9 protein-coding genes and 5 pseudogenes are annotated in these 15,490 nt (G+C 33.6%); 3 read left to right on the forward strand and 11 right to left on the reverse strand.

Annotation, left to right across the window (positions count from 1 at the left end):
- Positions 1-24: 24 nt before the first annotated feature.
- From OPR35_RS04725 to tnpC, 4 genes and pseudogenes are all read right to left on the reverse strand, one after another.
- A complete protein-coding gene (locus tag OPR35_RS04725; RefSeq protein ID WP_264706404.1) occupies positions 25-207 on the reverse strand; it encodes a hypothetical protein in 183 nt (60 codons plus the stop codon).
- A complete protein-coding gene (locus OPR35_RS04730; RefSeq protein ID WP_265024746.1) occupies positions 201-863 on the reverse strand; it encodes a BRO-N domain-containing protein in 663 nt (220 codons plus the stop codon). The genes OPR35_RS04725 and OPR35_RS04730 overlap by 7 nt, the downstream gene beginning before the upstream one ends.
- A 57-nt stretch (positions 864-920) precedes the next feature.
- Entirely contained in the window at positions 921-2,351 is a 1,431-nt protein-coding gene (locus OPR35_RS04735; protein ID WP_052264913.1) for an AAA family ATPase, read from the reverse strand.
- A 493-nt stretch (positions 2,352-2,844) separates the two neighbouring features.
- Positions 2,845-3,646 (reverse strand): annotated as a pseudogene (gene tnpC / locus OPR35_RS04740) (IS66 family transposase); the annotation flags it as partial.
- Positions 3,647-3,753: 107 nt separating this feature from the next.
- Between tnpC and OPR35_RS04745 the strand changes: the two are divergent.
- Positions 3,754-4,756, forward strand: a protein-coding gene (locus tag OPR35_RS04745) for an IS630 family transposase (RefSeq protein ID WP_230608967.1) whose coding sequence is annotated in 2 segments (ribosomal slippage) — positions 3,754-4,263 and positions 4,265-4,756 — 1,002 coding nt in all. Because the reading frame shifts where the segments join, the coding sequence is not laid out codon by codon here.
- A gap of 34 nt (positions 4,757-4,790) precedes the next feature.
- On the opposite strand, the pseudogene OPR35_RS04750 reads toward OPR35_RS04745, so the two are convergent.
- Positions 4,791-5,619 (reverse strand): annotated as a pseudogene (locus OPR35_RS04750) (IS630 family transposase).
- Between the two features lie 62 nt (positions 5,620-5,681).
- Positions 5,682-6,485, reverse strand: a pseudogene (locus OPR35_RS04755) (IS4 family transposase); the annotation flags it as partial.
- A gap of 80 nt (positions 6,486-6,565) precedes the next feature.
- On the opposite strand from OPR35_RS04755, the pseudogene OPR35_RS04760 reads away from it, so the two are divergent.
- A pseudogene (locus OPR35_RS04760) lies at positions 6,566-7,424 on the forward strand (IS256 family transposase); the annotation flags it as partial.
- 103 nt (positions 7,425-7,527) lie between these two features.
- On the opposite strand, the pseudogene OPR35_RS04765 reads toward OPR35_RS04760, so the two are convergent.
- Positions 7,528-7,621 (reverse strand): annotated as a pseudogene (locus tag OPR35_RS04765) (IS200/IS605-like element ISW1 family transposase); the annotation flags it as partial.
- 49 nt (positions 7,622-7,670) lie between these two features.
- Positions 7,671-8,219 (reverse strand): hypothetical protein, encoded by a 549-nt coding sequence (locus OPR35_RS04770; protein WP_052265027.1) that lies wholly within the window; start codon positions 8,217-8,219, stop codon positions 7,671-7,673.
- 196 nt (positions 8,220-8,415) lie between these two features.
- On the opposite strand from OPR35_RS04770, the gene recO reads away from it, so the two are divergent.
- On the forward strand, positions 8,416-9,144 hold the full coding sequence (recO, locus tag OPR35_RS04775) for a DNA repair protein RecO (RefSeq protein WP_007302913.1): 729 nt from the start codon (positions 8,416-8,418) through the stop codon (positions 9,142-9,144).
- 22 nt (positions 9,145-9,166) lie between these two features.
- On the opposite strand, the gene OPR35_RS04780 is transcribed toward recO, so the two are convergent.
- From OPR35_RS04780 to OPR35_RS04790, 3 genes are read right to left on the reverse strand one after another with little or no spacing between them, the layout of a single operon-like run.
- On the reverse strand, positions 9,167-10,543 hold the full coding sequence (locus OPR35_RS04780) for a PleD family two-component system response regulator (RefSeq protein WP_007302914.1): 1,377 nt from the start codon (positions 10,541-10,543) through the stop codon (positions 9,167-9,169).
- Entirely contained in the window at positions 10,515-10,805 is a 291-nt protein-coding gene (gene tatB / locus OPR35_RS04785; RefSeq protein WP_007302915.1) for a Sec-independent protein translocase subunit TatB, read from the reverse strand. The genes OPR35_RS04780 and tatB overlap by 29 nt, the downstream gene beginning before the upstream one ends.
- 5 nt (positions 10,806-10,810) lie before the next feature.
- Entirely contained in the window at positions 10,811-15,481 is a 4,671-nt protein-coding gene (locus OPR35_RS04790) for an NAD-glutamate dehydrogenase (protein ID WP_052264805.1), read from the reverse strand.
- Positions 15,482-15,490: the final 9 nt, after the last annotated feature.

The raw sequence follows: 15,490 nt of genomic DNA on the forward strand, positions 1-15,490 counted from the left end.
TTTTGAACATTCCCAGTGAGAACTTTAATCTTTAATCCTCTTTAAAAAGTTATCTGAAGAAACGACTTTCACACCTCTAGCTTTTTCAAATGCCTCTCTTGCTGTGCCTGCGTTCTTACCTCCTTCCTTTGCCGCTTCTAAATTTTTATTATAGCCCTGTGCATCTTTATCTTTTATTTCATCAATGGTAGCCTGTTCTCCTAGCATGTTAAAAGTGTCATATGGTCTCTTAGTGGTTGTTTCCTCAAGCCTTTTATTTCCTTATGATGCTTTGTTTTTACTCCAAACGTTCCCTCAGAAATTACGTCTGTCAATATTGCGTATTCCCTACCTTCAATATACTTATTATTGTGGTCAGATATATTTCTGTTACCCCATTCTTTTGTTAGTTGATTTCTGACAGCTATCGATTCTATTCTCTTTTGTATCCATTCCTGAGGGTACCCTTTTGCAGCATAATCGGCATAGATTCGTTTGAGTGCAAGCTCAGGATTTTCATATTCTTGTAGCCTTTCATACCCGACTTTTGCAAGCCAACGTTTAAATTGTTCAACTCTTTTGGAAGGAATAGACTGCAAAATACGAAACAACCCCTCAACATTTGTACAATTAACATTCTGTTTACCACCTTTTGTTTTAATTTCAAGGGGGGTGACAAATTGTCCCCATCCTTCAGAAAGCCCTATATCTCTGCTTTTTATCTTTTTTAGATAGTCAGATGGGTTCTTACTACCTGTCAGAAAAGCTATTACTTCTGTTATTACGTACCACCATTCTCCATCGTGTAATACTCTAGTAAAATTGCTATTATCAAAAGCAGTAGTTTCAATATCTCCCTCTTTTAAAGTTAAAGTATCAGTCATAAGCAACCTCTATAAGTTAAGAATAAACATAAAAACTAAAAAGACACTATTTTAAAGTCAGAAAAACCATGACTTACAATTTAATAATTTTCCAAAATCAATTATGTGTGAAAAGTAACCACTATCTATAACATCATCACTTACATCATTAACGTGGATAAGGACTGGACGACATGAAAAGCCTTTTGGACGATTTAGTGCATCTATTTTCTTTTGTACCTCTTGTATTATTGAATGACCAATTTTATCTTTTGAAAATTTGATTTCGCAAATGTAGAGAGTGTTAAACTTCGTTTGAATCATATAATCAATTTGACAACCTGCACTATTACGTGTTCTTTTCTGAAAAAATGGATTCTCGCTTATTATTCTATCAATTCCTAAGATATTATGTATACTCTTTCTATTGTTCAGCACCAAATTTTCAAATTGAAGCCCAATAATTGTATACCACTCTGGTAAGAACCCTATAGAATAGGTGTCACGACTAATTTTTCCTAGATCTTTTTCGATATATTTTAGATAAAACCTTAAATAATTATCTTGAAGTCTGTACCTCCTGAGTCGTGAATCAGTACCAGTTTTTATACTCCAAGTATGATCCTTTGCAATAAAACCAGCAAGCTCAAGTTCATATAGATACTCAGAAATGCGTCCATGTCTTACGATATTTAAAGTAGCACAAATTTCTTCTTGTTCTTTAGCTCCAGTAGAAAGAGCTCTGACTATTTGCTTATAAAAAGCCGTTTTTCGCATGAATAAATCTGAGAATATTTGATTAAATTCTTCAACTAAAAACCCACCTTTTGTAAAACAAAGCCTTTTAATATTTTCTTCAGCGCTATGTTTAAAATTTACCTCCTCTAAATACTTTGGAATTCCGCCAGTTACTGCAAGCACCTTAAATTTTTCATATGCTGAAATATTTTTCGGCCAAAATTCATTGCAATCAGAAAGTGATAATTCTCCGAGTGTTAAAGTTAACGATATTCTCCCTACGAAACCAGTGCTGCTAAGTATATTTTTCTCGATCCAGGATGAAGCTGATCCACAAACAACGAAAATTAACTTGTTATTATTTTTTAGCTGCGTATCCCAAAAATTTTTTATTTTGCCTAAAAAGGTTGGATCTTTTGAGCCCATCCAAGAAATTTCATCAAACAGCAATAATGTTTTTCCTGATAGTAGACGTTCACCAACTGCCCATAGTAAATCGCTCCAGTCATCATACCTAGCAAAAGATGTATTAAATTGTCTAGCAACTTGTCTAGAAAATTCATTAAGTTGGTAGGACATTGTAGTATGCTTTTCTGGTGGCAAACCTATAAAGGAGTAATATTGCTCGAAGTATTTACCAAACTCTTGAATTAAACGACTTTTTCCTATACGACGCCTTCCTTTGACTACTACAAAAGATGCAGTATTTTTTTCTGTAAGCTCCAGTAGTTGTTTTAACTCAGTTTTTCTACCAATAAATAATGGAGACATAAAACACAAAATATAAATCTTTGTCTCCATTATACGAGATAAAATTAGAGACGTAAATAAATAAATTTAGATCTTTGTCTCCATCTTGAATTATTGAGAGGGTTTTGTAGCTTATGTTTATGGCAAAACTTTTTTCCTTTAGCTTCATCTACAAATTATTTATACAGATTACCTAAAAACTCAACTTAAGAATTTTAGATAAAAGTCGTTATATTTCAATAAGACCTCCAAAACCAGCTCTTGTTTCACCGAAATTACAAAAACTGTTCACTTTTTTGAAAAAATATTTTACAAGGAATAAAAAACATAATAAAATTGAACAGGGCTCTTTCTAGTAAGTGAAAGTTTAAGGTAAAAGATAATTTAGAAGTACCTCATAATCGAGTTTTAAGCTACCCTATGTGAGTAACTTAGGTCTTGGTGGTATAGTTGTACCCTGAGGTTGTAGAATCGCTTTAAAACCCAATTACGGGTATCCGTTCAGAGGTGCGGCTTAAGAGACAATAGATAAAAGGTTTTGAAATGGATTTAACTTTTTTTTGTCTCCAAGTGAGATACAGAGAAATTATCCGCTCAAGGAATCTATTCCCTCGCTCTGACTGTGCAAAATATGAATTCTTACGATAGACAACATAACGCCGTATTTGTCGTTCAACATGATTATTCGTTAATGGAATATTCTTTGGGTCATCCAAAAATGTCCACATCATTGGCTCGGATTTTATAATACCCTTTACCGTTCGTGAAGCTCCTTTTGCTTCAAGTATATAAGATATTTTTATCATGCAGTACTGCATAAATCTTCGCAACTCTTTAGATTGCTTAGTGAACTTTGAAATACTAATTTCATTTTCTGACAAAGCATTTTTTAATGCAAATAATCCATTAGCTGCATCTTTTAAACAATTGCCAAGTCTCATTACTTCACTATTCCAGCTATGAGATAACCTCTCGAAATTTCTCAACAAGTGAGCCCAACAAATTTGTCGTTTTTCATCACTGAAGTAGTTGTAAACTGCATATCTGTCGGTAATTACACGATTTTTGTAATCACAAAATGCACTATTCTTTAAAAACCTCATTCCTCTTGTATCTGCTAACTTCATAAGACTTGCGTTATTGTTGGCAAACATCCAGCACCATCCCAACTTGCCTTTGTTGTAGTGACTGATTTCATCAATATGCAAAATTTCGCTTGCTTTCATTTCTTCCTCTATTTGTTCATAGACTTCTTTACATTTTGATGAGACCCTTGCTTCGCTGTTGGACACACTACCAACACTTATACTCATGTTAATGCTGGGGTTATAACATTTCTCATACCAATTCCCACTATGCAAAGAACAGATAGACAATAATGGGAAAGAAGTGATAATAAAGTAGATAAAATAGAGAGGTATAAATGGCATTAAGGTCAAAACTATTAGACGAAAAAGTTGTAAATTTGGCGAAAGAAATGTTAAAAAAGGTCAGAAATAACGCATATGTTTCAAAAAAGTTACAAGCGGTGATAGCAGGAAAAGAAAGTAGTATAAGCGCTGTGGCAAGAATATGTAAAATTTCAAGGACTGCTTTGACTGAATGGATAAAGCATCTAAAATTTGGTAGAGTAGAAAGATTATTTGCCCCGTCTCAGCGGCGAAGAAAAAGCAAATTAAAGAAAAATCAACGTGAGCAAATTGAAATATGGGTAGAAAGAAATCCAAATATTACTATTAAGGAAGTGCAGATAAAAATCTCAGAGGAATTTGGCCTAAACATTAGCAAATCAACAGTGCACCGTGAGATACAAAGGATGAAATTTTCTTATATAACACCGAGGCCAATGCACCATAAACAAGATAAAAACAAGCAAGAAGAGTTTAAAAAATACTTCAATAAAATAGTCAATTCCCACCCTGAAAAAGAGGTGTTTTTTTGATGAATCACGATTTGGAACTCATTCAAAAATCGGACACGGATGGTTTAAAAAAGGGGTCAGAACGCAGGTTAAAATGAAAATTGGTAGACAAAATTTCTATATCTACAGTGCGGTAAATCCAAGAAGTGGTAAGAAAATCAGCCTACTTGCTCCATATGTAAACACTGATTGTATGAATATATTTCTGGAGCAGATGTCGAAAGATTTAGGCACGAAAAAAGCCTTTCTTGTAATGGATTGTGCAAGTTGGCATAGATCAAAAAGTTTGAAATTTCAGGAAAACATTACCATTATATACTTGCCTCCTTATTCACCGGAACTGAATCCTGTTGAGAGGTTGTGGCAATATATCAAATACAATACTTTACGTAACAGAGTCTACGATACCATAGGCTTACTTGCAGATGTTCTGTGTAATTTTATTGTCAGTATTTCCAGCACTACTATTAAACGAGTTTGTAATGTTTCTTATTTGTTCGATTAGTAATGGAATTTGGTATCATAATAGTCCGAACAGGTCATAGGAAGGCAGAATCAACAGCACGACGAAAGGATTCGAATAGAGGAATGTTTTTCCTGGCTCTGTTTTTTATAGCAAACCAATAATGCTCAATTTTGTTGAAATCTGGAGAATATGGAGGAAGATATAAAATTTCTGCACCAACTCCTTTAGCAAATCTTATTAGACTTATGAAAAGTAGCATTATCAAGGATAACAGTTTGTCCAGGTTCCAAAATCGGTGTCAGAAACTGCTCAAACCATTTATTAAAGATATCCATATTGCAGTGGCCTTTAAAGGTTAACGGAGCAATTATTTTTCTTCCACTTAAGGCTGCAACCATGCTAATTCGTTGAGTTTTCTTTCCAGATTTTAGGGCATAAAACCGCTGTCCTTTCTGGCAATACCCATAGGTTCAGTGTTATCAATGCCAGACTCATCTATATACACTAATTCTTTAGGTTCTTTTGTTGCTATAACCTTTGAAAATTGAGCTCGCTTTTCTTCATTTCTTTCTTTATATCCGTAGGTCTTTTTTTTCTTGTGAATCCTATATTTTTAAGTGCTCGATGAATTGTTTGTCTACTAATATTGCCCCAGCATCTCTGACTGAGTTTTGCCACCTTGCTCATTTGCAAATTCGGCAAATGCATTCCAGTCGGTAATTTTATGCCACGCTTCCAAGCTTTTTTGATTGAAAATCTCCCGTTTTCTCACGTCTTTTCTTCCACTCATATAAAGTTGTTTTTCCAATCTTAAATCTCTTGGCAACAGTTTCTCCACTCTCTCCTTCATCCAATGCTTCCATTACCTTTTTCCTTAAGTCATAACTATATGCTGCTGGCATGCTTACCATCACTACTATAAATCCATATCTTACCTTTTTTGGACTATTATGAGAAGTGCTATAACTTCTAAAGATGCTATCCTTTTTGGCTTGTTATCTCTAGCCGGAATTTCAACTTCTACTTTTCCAGTACAAGGAACCCTTTCTATAAATTGCCATAATTTTTCTTCTCGAGAATACCTAGATGTTTTATTTACGTTTCGGTTTCTACAAGCTCTTATCAAAACCGCTGAATTAAGACGGTAAGCAAGCTCAAAAAAATCATAAATATCTGCTTCTCTATCACATACCGTTATAGTTTCTGTTTGAGTTGAATCTATAATTTCATTTGTTTTCTTTAAACTTTCTAGCCACTTTATGCTTTCTTTATCTTCAATACTAACGTTTCTACAACGTCTTCTTTTTTCTAGCTCTTGGTCTTCTTTAGATATAGATGGTCTCGAGTAAAGCTTTTGGTCTAGTATTCCTAATGTCAAGCCTTCTGTACTAATCGCAAAAGCTGTGTGCATCATAATACCTTTACTTTGTTTTTTTGAAACAACTGCCAATCCTCTTATTTTTTCATGTCCCATATATGAAATGCAACTTGTATCCTGAATCACAAGAATCCTTTTATGAGTTTTTGTTCTTTCAACAGTTTTTGCAATATGCGATGTTAAGATATCACTTCCTTTTACATTCTCATTTTGAAAAAAACGATAAGCTGCTTTTGCTTCTGACCAACTTCCACATGCTTGATTGATTGAACTTTCAGGTAAACTTATTAAACTATCAGCAATATTTACTAATCGATCTGTCAGTCTTTTATCTCCAAGTGCAGCATCCCCCAATTCATTTCTAGCCCATTCATTACCCTTGTTTGCCATTTTTATACCCTCAATATTCACAAACTTTAATATTCTAATCCTTTATTTATAAGTCCATTTACATTTGTGGGTAATAGTAAGGGTATAGGGACATAGCATCGCATGTAGAGGAGATGTATGACCAAAAAATATCTGCAGCAGAAATATCCAATATCACCGACAAATTACTGCCGTTAATCAATGAATGGCGCAGTCGTCCACTGCAATCTGTATATCCAATAGTATTCATGGATGGCATGTTTTTCAAAGTCAAGGAGGACGGGCATTGCGTAAGTAAATGCATGTATAATATATTAGGCATAGATCAAAATGGCAGAAAAGAAGTACTAGGCTTTTATTTAGCCGAAAGTGAAGTTCTGGTTAGGAGTGTTAAATGACCTAAAAGAGAGAGGGGTAGAGGATATTCTGATTGCATGTGTTGATGGTCTAAAAAGTTTTCCTGCGGCTATAAATAGTGTATTTCCCAAAGCAGAAGTACAAATATGTATAGTGCATCAGATAAGAAATTCATTGAAATATGTATCCAGCAAAGATGTGAAAATTTTCATGAATGATTTGAAAAAAATATATCGTGCTTCAAGTAAAGAAATCGCTGAAAATTATTTGCTTGAGCTGGAAGAAAAATGGGGTGAAAAATATCCTTTGGTCATAAAATCGTGGCAAAACAATTGGGAAAATTTGTCTGGTTATTTTAAGTATTCTGGCCCTGTTAGAAGGCTAATTTATACCACCAATCCAATTGAGGGGTTGCATAGATGAATCAGGAAATTCATTAAAACCAAGGGCTCATTTACCAGTACAAATGCCTTGTATAAGTTGGTATATTGTGCTATAAAAAAAGTGGAGCAAAAGTGGATTATGGCTCTCCCTAATTGGGCTTTAACTATGTCTCAACTTGACATCTTCTTTCCCAACAGATTGAAAATTGAGTTGAACTAAAAATGCGGCTTGACACGCTTTTTTGAACATTCCCGCCTATTCGAATTTGCCTCGTAAATCCCTTACATCACACCTTCTCATTGGTAGCCATGCAACAAAGCCATCCAATATCTCCAACTAATACTGGATATCGATATTTTGTTATCCACACTATGTGATATATATACAGAGTGACTGCTTTTTCTATAATATTCCACATTCTTTGAGATTTTTCACCTTAAAATTATATTCTTAAAAGGATGGACTTTAAGTCCAGTGTTTTTCTCCTAAATTTGGGACAATAAAATCTAACGTGACTTCGCGCCAAATGTGATGCTGCTCAGCAGGTAAGCCAATTAACGGGCTACATTTATATACTGCACGCATTGCATTATCTGCTGCTGATCTAAAAAGAGGATTATTTTGATAAGAACTACTATCTGCTACGTTGGCTACAACGATCTCGCCTTTACTGGATAATAATAAGTTAATTTTTATACTAAAATTTTCTTTATAAACTATGCTCTCAGGAATGCTCCAACACTCTGTCAGTTTATCCCTTATAGAATTAATAATTTCTGTTACAGCCAATTCATCATCTTTGTTCTCAATATTTTTCTTATCTCTTATTTCATTTTTCACCTCTTTGATGTCTTCTCTTAGTTTTCTTTCTACACCCTTTTTTCTTTTGGGAATTGGAATACCCTCATCAATTTCCTGTATTTCAATAATTTGCCTCGGTTGTACTAACTCAACTAATTCTTTTTTTCTTTGTGGTATAGGAATAACTGACGAATCATCCGTTTGGGCTTTCATTGAAAAAAGCAAAAAACAACATAGAAACAAAAGAAGAGTATGATTAAAATAGAGAGGGCGCATATGTTAAGCAGCTTGTTTTACTGGTTTAAAGCTAATATTGCACATAAAGTCAATATATTTCAGTTGACTTAAACTCAAATTTGCTACACTAATTTTATTATCTCTATAATATCACATGGTCAATATACTCTGAATGAGATGGAAAGATGAAGGTGTTATTATAGCTGTTAAAAAATACGGTGATAAAAATTTAATTCTTTCTCTATTTACAAAAAATCATGGAAAGTGCAGAGGATTAACTAGGTTAACAAACAATAGCAATTATAAGTTTCAAATAAGTAATCTATTACATGCAGAATGGAGTGCTAAGCTACCTGAAAATCTAGGTTTTTTAAAGTGCGAATTGATTGAATCTCCATTTCATCATTTCTTTCAAGATAGGTTAAAAAGCATTGCTATTGTTTCTTTCTCGTCTATATTAGAAAAAGTGCTTCCAGAAAGTGAATCCTGCATCAAGTTATATGATAATTTTAGACACTTCATCGATGTAATAAAACATAATAGCCAGTTTTGGCAAAGTCATTACCTTAACTTAGAGCTTCTGCTTCTTACGCAACTTGGATTTAAGTTAGACCTATCAAAATGTGCTGTAACAGGTGTGAAAGAAAATCTACAATTTATTTCTCCAAAAACTGGTAGAGCAGTGTCAAAAAAAGTAGGTGACTGTTATGCAGATAAATTACTACCTTTTCCACAGATGTTGCATGATGTATACAATAACAACCTACAAAATAGCTACTCATATCAAGAATTCAGACTAGGGTTAAAAATTACAGGGTATTTTTTAAATAAATATCTATTTCTGCAGTTAAATGCGAAATTTCCGGAGTTGAGAAATTTTATGCTATCATTTGAATCTTAGTTACTACTTATTTGAAAGAACTTCAACCAGTAACCACTCTATTTCTACCACTGTTTTTTGCTTTATATAAATATTTGTCAGCACGTACTATAAATTTTTTAACATCATCAAGGTCAGATCTTTGCATTGCTGAAATTCCAATGCTCACAGTTACATTATGGGTTGTATTTTTACCCACAAGTATAAAAGGTTCTTTGGCAATAATTTTCCTTATTCTCTCTGCAATAGTATACGCATCTGATACATTGGTATCTGGCATTACAACAACAAATTCCTCACCACCAAACCTAGCTAATAAATCTGTCACTCTGATATTTTCAGAAATTCTTTTCTGTATTTCCTTTAAAAGTTCATCTCCAGCATTATGCCCAAAGTTATCATTCACCATCTTAAAATAATCTATATCAAGTATCATAAGAGATAAACTTCTATCTTTTTCCACAGAATCCTTAACAATATTTCTTAAGTGTGCATCAAAATATCTTCTATTATAACAGTTAGTTAATGGATCCTTTATAGACATTTCTACATTATTAAATAAATTCATTCTCAAGGCATCTTGATACCTTTTGCGTTTCACTTGCAAATTAACCCTAGCTATTAATTCACTCTCATCTAAAGGTACTGTTAAATAATCATTAGCACCTACATCAAGTGCCTTTACTAAATTGCTTTTATCATAATCTTCAGAAAGGATCAGAATTGGTGTATAACGTGTTTCTACTTTACTACGAAACTTAGAACACAACCGTAGGCCGTCAGTTTTTGAAAACTGCATGTCAGAAATAATCAGGTCGTAATTATCCTTAATACCAACCTTTAATGCTTCTTTTGGATCGTGCAGTATTTTAATTGATCTGAAGCGTTGCTTTAGAACATTGTGTATCTGCTCTGCTTGAAAGGTGTCCTCATCTACAACAAGTATGTTAGCATCAAAAATCTGATTAGAATAATCCATAATACTGCTTTCTGCTACTCCACCAATCTCAGCATTAGTTTCTCCTCTCAAGCACAACTCATCTATTATCATCTTTAAGCGCACAAGAGACTTAATTCTTGCAGATAAAGCAGTTTCATCTATCGGCTTAGTTAGAAAGTCATCCGCACCAGCATTAATTCCTTCCACTCTATCATGAGTGTCATGCAGCGCAGTTACCATAATGATTGGAATATAAGTCGTTAAGGGATCATTCTTTAGCTTCTTACAAACCTCAAAACCACTCATTTTTGGCATCATGACATCAAGTAAGATAATATCTGGCTGCTGTTCCGCTACTAAATCTATCGCCTCCTCGCCATCATAAGCTACAATAACTGTATAGTACTCTGCTTTTAGCTGAGCCTCCAAAAGCTTAACATTAGATGGTATATCATCTACTACTAGGATTTTTGCTGTCATTTTTTGTACTATCTACATTGTAAGTAGGATAAAGCTTGCCATCTTCACCAATTATGTAATTGACTTTTTCAACGTTATGCCCTTCATATAATTCTTTAATTCCGGTATCCTTCAACAATTTCCTAACTCTTGATTTTACAACCCAGAAATACCTATATATATTTTTAATAAGATTAAGAAATACAGGTACTTTACTTTTATCAAAAACAATTATACTCACTAAAGCTACAACTAAAATTTCTGAAAGACCTATATTAAACATTTTTCCTATGAAGCAAGTACTTTAATTCTCCTGATTATGAGTATTAATTTACTTAAATCAAGTTTAGAAGCAACCATCTCATCTAAAAAGCTATTGTAACGCTCTATATAATCCTTATCATTAAGAGCCCAAGTTTGAACCTTATCTATATGATTATCAGTAGCTTTTATAACTTTAACAGCTAGCTTATGATGATAATTGCTTAAATCATCTAATAAATCATTAATTAAGCTGCGATCCCAATAAGAAGAATGGCTTTTAATCTTGACAGCAATTGTTCTAATCATATCAAACCTTAGCAGCGACTTTAATTTAAAGTATATTCTACCAGCTTCAAAGATTGATAAAGATGTCTGTTCAGCAATAGATATAACGTCCAGCGCATAAATAAGAATACGTAAATCAGCAACCTTTTTTGCTAGATCTTTATTTATGTTAAGCTCTACCAAAGAGGTTAATCCATGATTATAGATCTTTAACAGGCGATCATCTAAAATATCATGGCCTAAAGTTTCAATTGCACCCCTAAATTTTGTAACACCATCTAGTTCTACAAGATTAAGCTTACCAAGATTTTTTACTAACCAAAATGATACCCTACCAATAAATTTTTGCACACTTCTCACTACTTGCAAATATGAATCAACATCAATTTTTCCATCCAATTCATCAATTTTCTGCCAAAGGCTACTTAAATTATATAGGTGATTAACAACGATATATATGTTAACTGCTTCATGTACTTTAATTCCAGTACTCTCAACCAAATTATTAATAAATATACAGCCCATCCTATTTACTACATCGTTTGTAATGCAAGTAGAAATAATTTCCCTACAAAGTTGGTGTTTCAATATGGAATCCTTGAACTCTGTTACCATCCTTTGTGGAAAGTAATTTAGTAAGTAATCACGGCACAAAAAATCTTTTTCAGGTAGCTCAGAGTGTATAACTTCATTTTTTATTGCTGTTCTTGCATAAGACATCAGAACAGAAAGCTGAGGAGAACAGAAACCTTCTCCATCAGTTAACATTCTTGCTACCTCTTCTTCAGCTGGAAGAAATTCTACATCTCGGTTTAGCAGCCCAAATTTCTCTAAACTGAGTAATAATTTATGGTGCTGCTCCAACTTTTCTTTAGCTTGCAAGCACTCAAGAAGCAATGCTTTTGTTTCAATCCTGTTATGGTTTTCAAGTACCTTAGATGCAACTTCATCTATCATGCTAGCCAGTATTTCATTCCTTTTTTCCAAGAAAATTCCCCCTTCTTTCATAATTGCAACAAAAGCAATCTTGATGTTAACTTCAAGATCAGAACATATTACTCCTGCTGAATTATCAATAAAATCTGCATTGATATACCCACCTATTTTAGCGTATTCTACCCTTCCAAGCTGCGTGCAACCAAGGTTGCCACCCTCTATAAACATAGAAGCTCTAATATCATGACCGTTTACTCTTAATTCATCATTTGCTTTATCGCCAACCATGCCATGGCTTTCACTTTTTGCCTTAACAAAGGTGCCAATTCCTCCATTCCATATGAAATCCACTTTTGCCTTGAGCAAATATCGAATCAAATCATTTGGAGATAATGTATCTTCCGTTATATCAAAGCACTTTTTCATTTCTTGAGAAATTTCTACTTGTTTGCTACTACGTTCAAATACCCCGCCACCATGAGAAATCAAATCTCTATTGTAATCCATCCAAGTGGAAAACGGTAATTCAAAGAGCCGTTTACGCTCCACGAAACTCTTTTCCGCATCAGGATTTGGATCAACAAAAATATGCATATGATTAAATGCTCCAATTAAACTCATATTTCTTGAAAGCAGCATGCCGTTCCCAAATAGATCGCCAGCCATATCTCCAATTCCAATAACAGTTGTATCCTGGTAAATATCCTTATTCATTCTCCAAAAATGGCGTTGTGCTGCAATCCATGCACCTCTTGCTGTAATACCCATCTTTTTGTGGTCATAACCTGCTGATCCACCAGATGCAAATGCATCTTCGAGCCAAAAGTTACATTCAGAGGATATTTCGTTTGCATAATCAGAAAATGAAGCAGTGCCTTTATCTGCTGCAACTACCAAATATGGATCATCTTCGTCATACCTAATCACATTTTCTGGTGGAGTTATTTTGCCATCAACTACATTATCAGTAATATCAAGCATTCCTCTGATGAAATTCTTATAGCATTCAACACCTTTCTCCCTTAAAATGTTTTTGTCTTTATAAACTTGCTTTATTACAAACCCACCCTTTGCGCCAACAGGTACAATGACCGCATTTTTTGTCATCTGGGCTTTCATGAGTCCCAAAACTTCAGTGCGAAAATCTTCCGTTCTATCCGACCATCTCAAACCACCACGAGCCAACTTCCCTCCTCTTAGATGTATTCCCTCAAAAAGGTTTGAATAAACATACAATTCACGGTATGGGCGCGGGTCAGGTAAACCATTTATTTTACTTGAATCAAATTTGATAGATAAGTATGGCTTATCATCTTGATAATAACTGGTTCTCAAAATTGCCATTATCAAGTTAAATATCGAACGCAAAACGTAATCATTTGAAACGTTGCTGATCTCTTTTAGTAGTTCTTCAATTTTTTCTATCAAAATGCTAGTAGTTTCTGCCCTATCAATATCTATTTTAGTATCAAATCTTGAATGAAATAATTCTACTAAATACCTTACTACTTTTGGATACTCTGATACTACTTTCTGGATATATTCTGGGTTATAGCTAAATGATGTCTGCTTTAGGTAGGCGCTTAGCGCTCTAATCAGAAGCACTTCCTTCCACTTGAGCCCAGCAATAATGATCAAGCTGTTAAAATAGTCATTTTTTATTTCCTTGCTGAACACTTTTACAAGTGTTACCTCAAACTGCTCTTTTAAAGTAATGTTGTCTATTAATTCATCAACTCTTGACAACACAAAATGATGTATCCATATTCCACCGTTGATTTCTATATAATAACCATTATGAGATAGAATCTTAGCCCCTAAATTCTTAGTAACCTTTAATATCTTTGACAATTCAAGGCCTCCGTTGCTTGGAGTGTAAACCTTCAATTGATAGTTGAGATTGTCACGAGTAAGCCTCAAATCAACTTCGCTGACTTTTTTCTTTCTCACTATCTCCAATTTTTTCATATCATAATACGCATCATGAGGTTCAAAATTCTCTTGATAACTTATCGGAAATGCCTTGCAATAGCGGATAAATATATCCTCAACAGTGCTAAAAGTATTATATAAATTGTCTATAAAACGATCTTCCCACTTTTCTGTAATGTTTCTTAACTTGTTTTCGATACGCAAAACTTCATCATCAAAAATGCTAGCGCTTTTGGTTCTTAGCACCACGTGTAATTTCATCAAATCATATTCATTGATAATGTGATTGTTATAAATATCTGAACTTTCTGCATTCGTTTCATCTTTCAATATATCGCGTATCTTAAACATTAGTCTTGCACTAGCATAACGCATCGGTATCAATACTATGCAACTAATAAAGTTCCCTACCTTTCTCAAAAATAATTTGACTCTTGGTCTAATCGCAAGAGACATGATCGAGGTGCAAATTTCAAATAACTCGTCTTCATTTGATTGGAATAATTCGTCACAAGAAAATGCCTGTAAAATGGAAATTAAAGCTTTATTGTTATGGCCACCAGGAACAAATCCTGCCTTTTTTTCTATTGTTGTAACCTTATCCTTTATTACCGGAATAGTTCGAATATCTTGCACTTCTGCTATAGAAGTAAATAGCCCAAAAAAATGCTGTTCCCTTATTACATCACCCTGATCATTAAATTCTTTCACTCCTATACAATTCATATAGGTACGCCGATGAACTATTGAGATTAGGTCTGATCTTAGTATGTATAAAGAATTCAAGCTTTCAGAAAAAATTGATGAATTTTGGTACTCTTCACTTGCTCTCATTAACCCGAGGCTCTCCTTACCACTTAGAGCAAGCTTCCCTTCTTTATTAGTAATGTATTCTTGATAACCTAAAAATACAAAATTGTTATTTTTCAACCAAGCTAGAAAATCTCTGCCTCCAGCATCCAATGCCGGATGCTCAAGAAGCTTCTTGAGCATCAATTGCCAGTCCTTTACAACGCAGTTAACTGCTTTTAGCGTCTTTCGTAGAGATTCTTCTAGTGTATCAACAAAGCTACCGCTTATGCCTTTAATAATTACATATATTACTGACTCTTTGATTCCATTACTTTCTTCTAAAAGATGAATTTTATCTATTAGGCTATTTTTTCTTTGAACATTAATTATGCTGTTACTATAATAGCATATAGTTAAACCGTTTGACTTAATAGTGGAAATGACAGAATCCACTAAAAAGGGCATGTCATAATTTGTGATTTTAATTATAGTGAAATTGCCTTCTATTCCTGAAATATCATTTACATTACTTACTGCCAATTTACTTTCTTCTTTTTCTTTTTTAAGAATGAAGTTGTATGCATCTTCTGCAATGTATAAAAGAAATTTATCGTTGACTTTTAGGTCACTATTATAAACAAAATTATAAAAGTACTGTATAAACTCTTTAATTTTTTCTTTCTCTTTTTTATTCCCTTGATCAACTAGCTTAAATAAAGACTCAACATTAACATTATGATTTATACACATTTTTCAAAA

Origin of the sequence: Wolbachia endosymbiont (group B) of Protocalliphora azurea (assembly GCF_947251865.1) — a bacterium.
GTDB lineage: Bacteria > Pseudomonadota > Alphaproteobacteria > Rickettsiales > Anaplasmataceae > Wolbachia.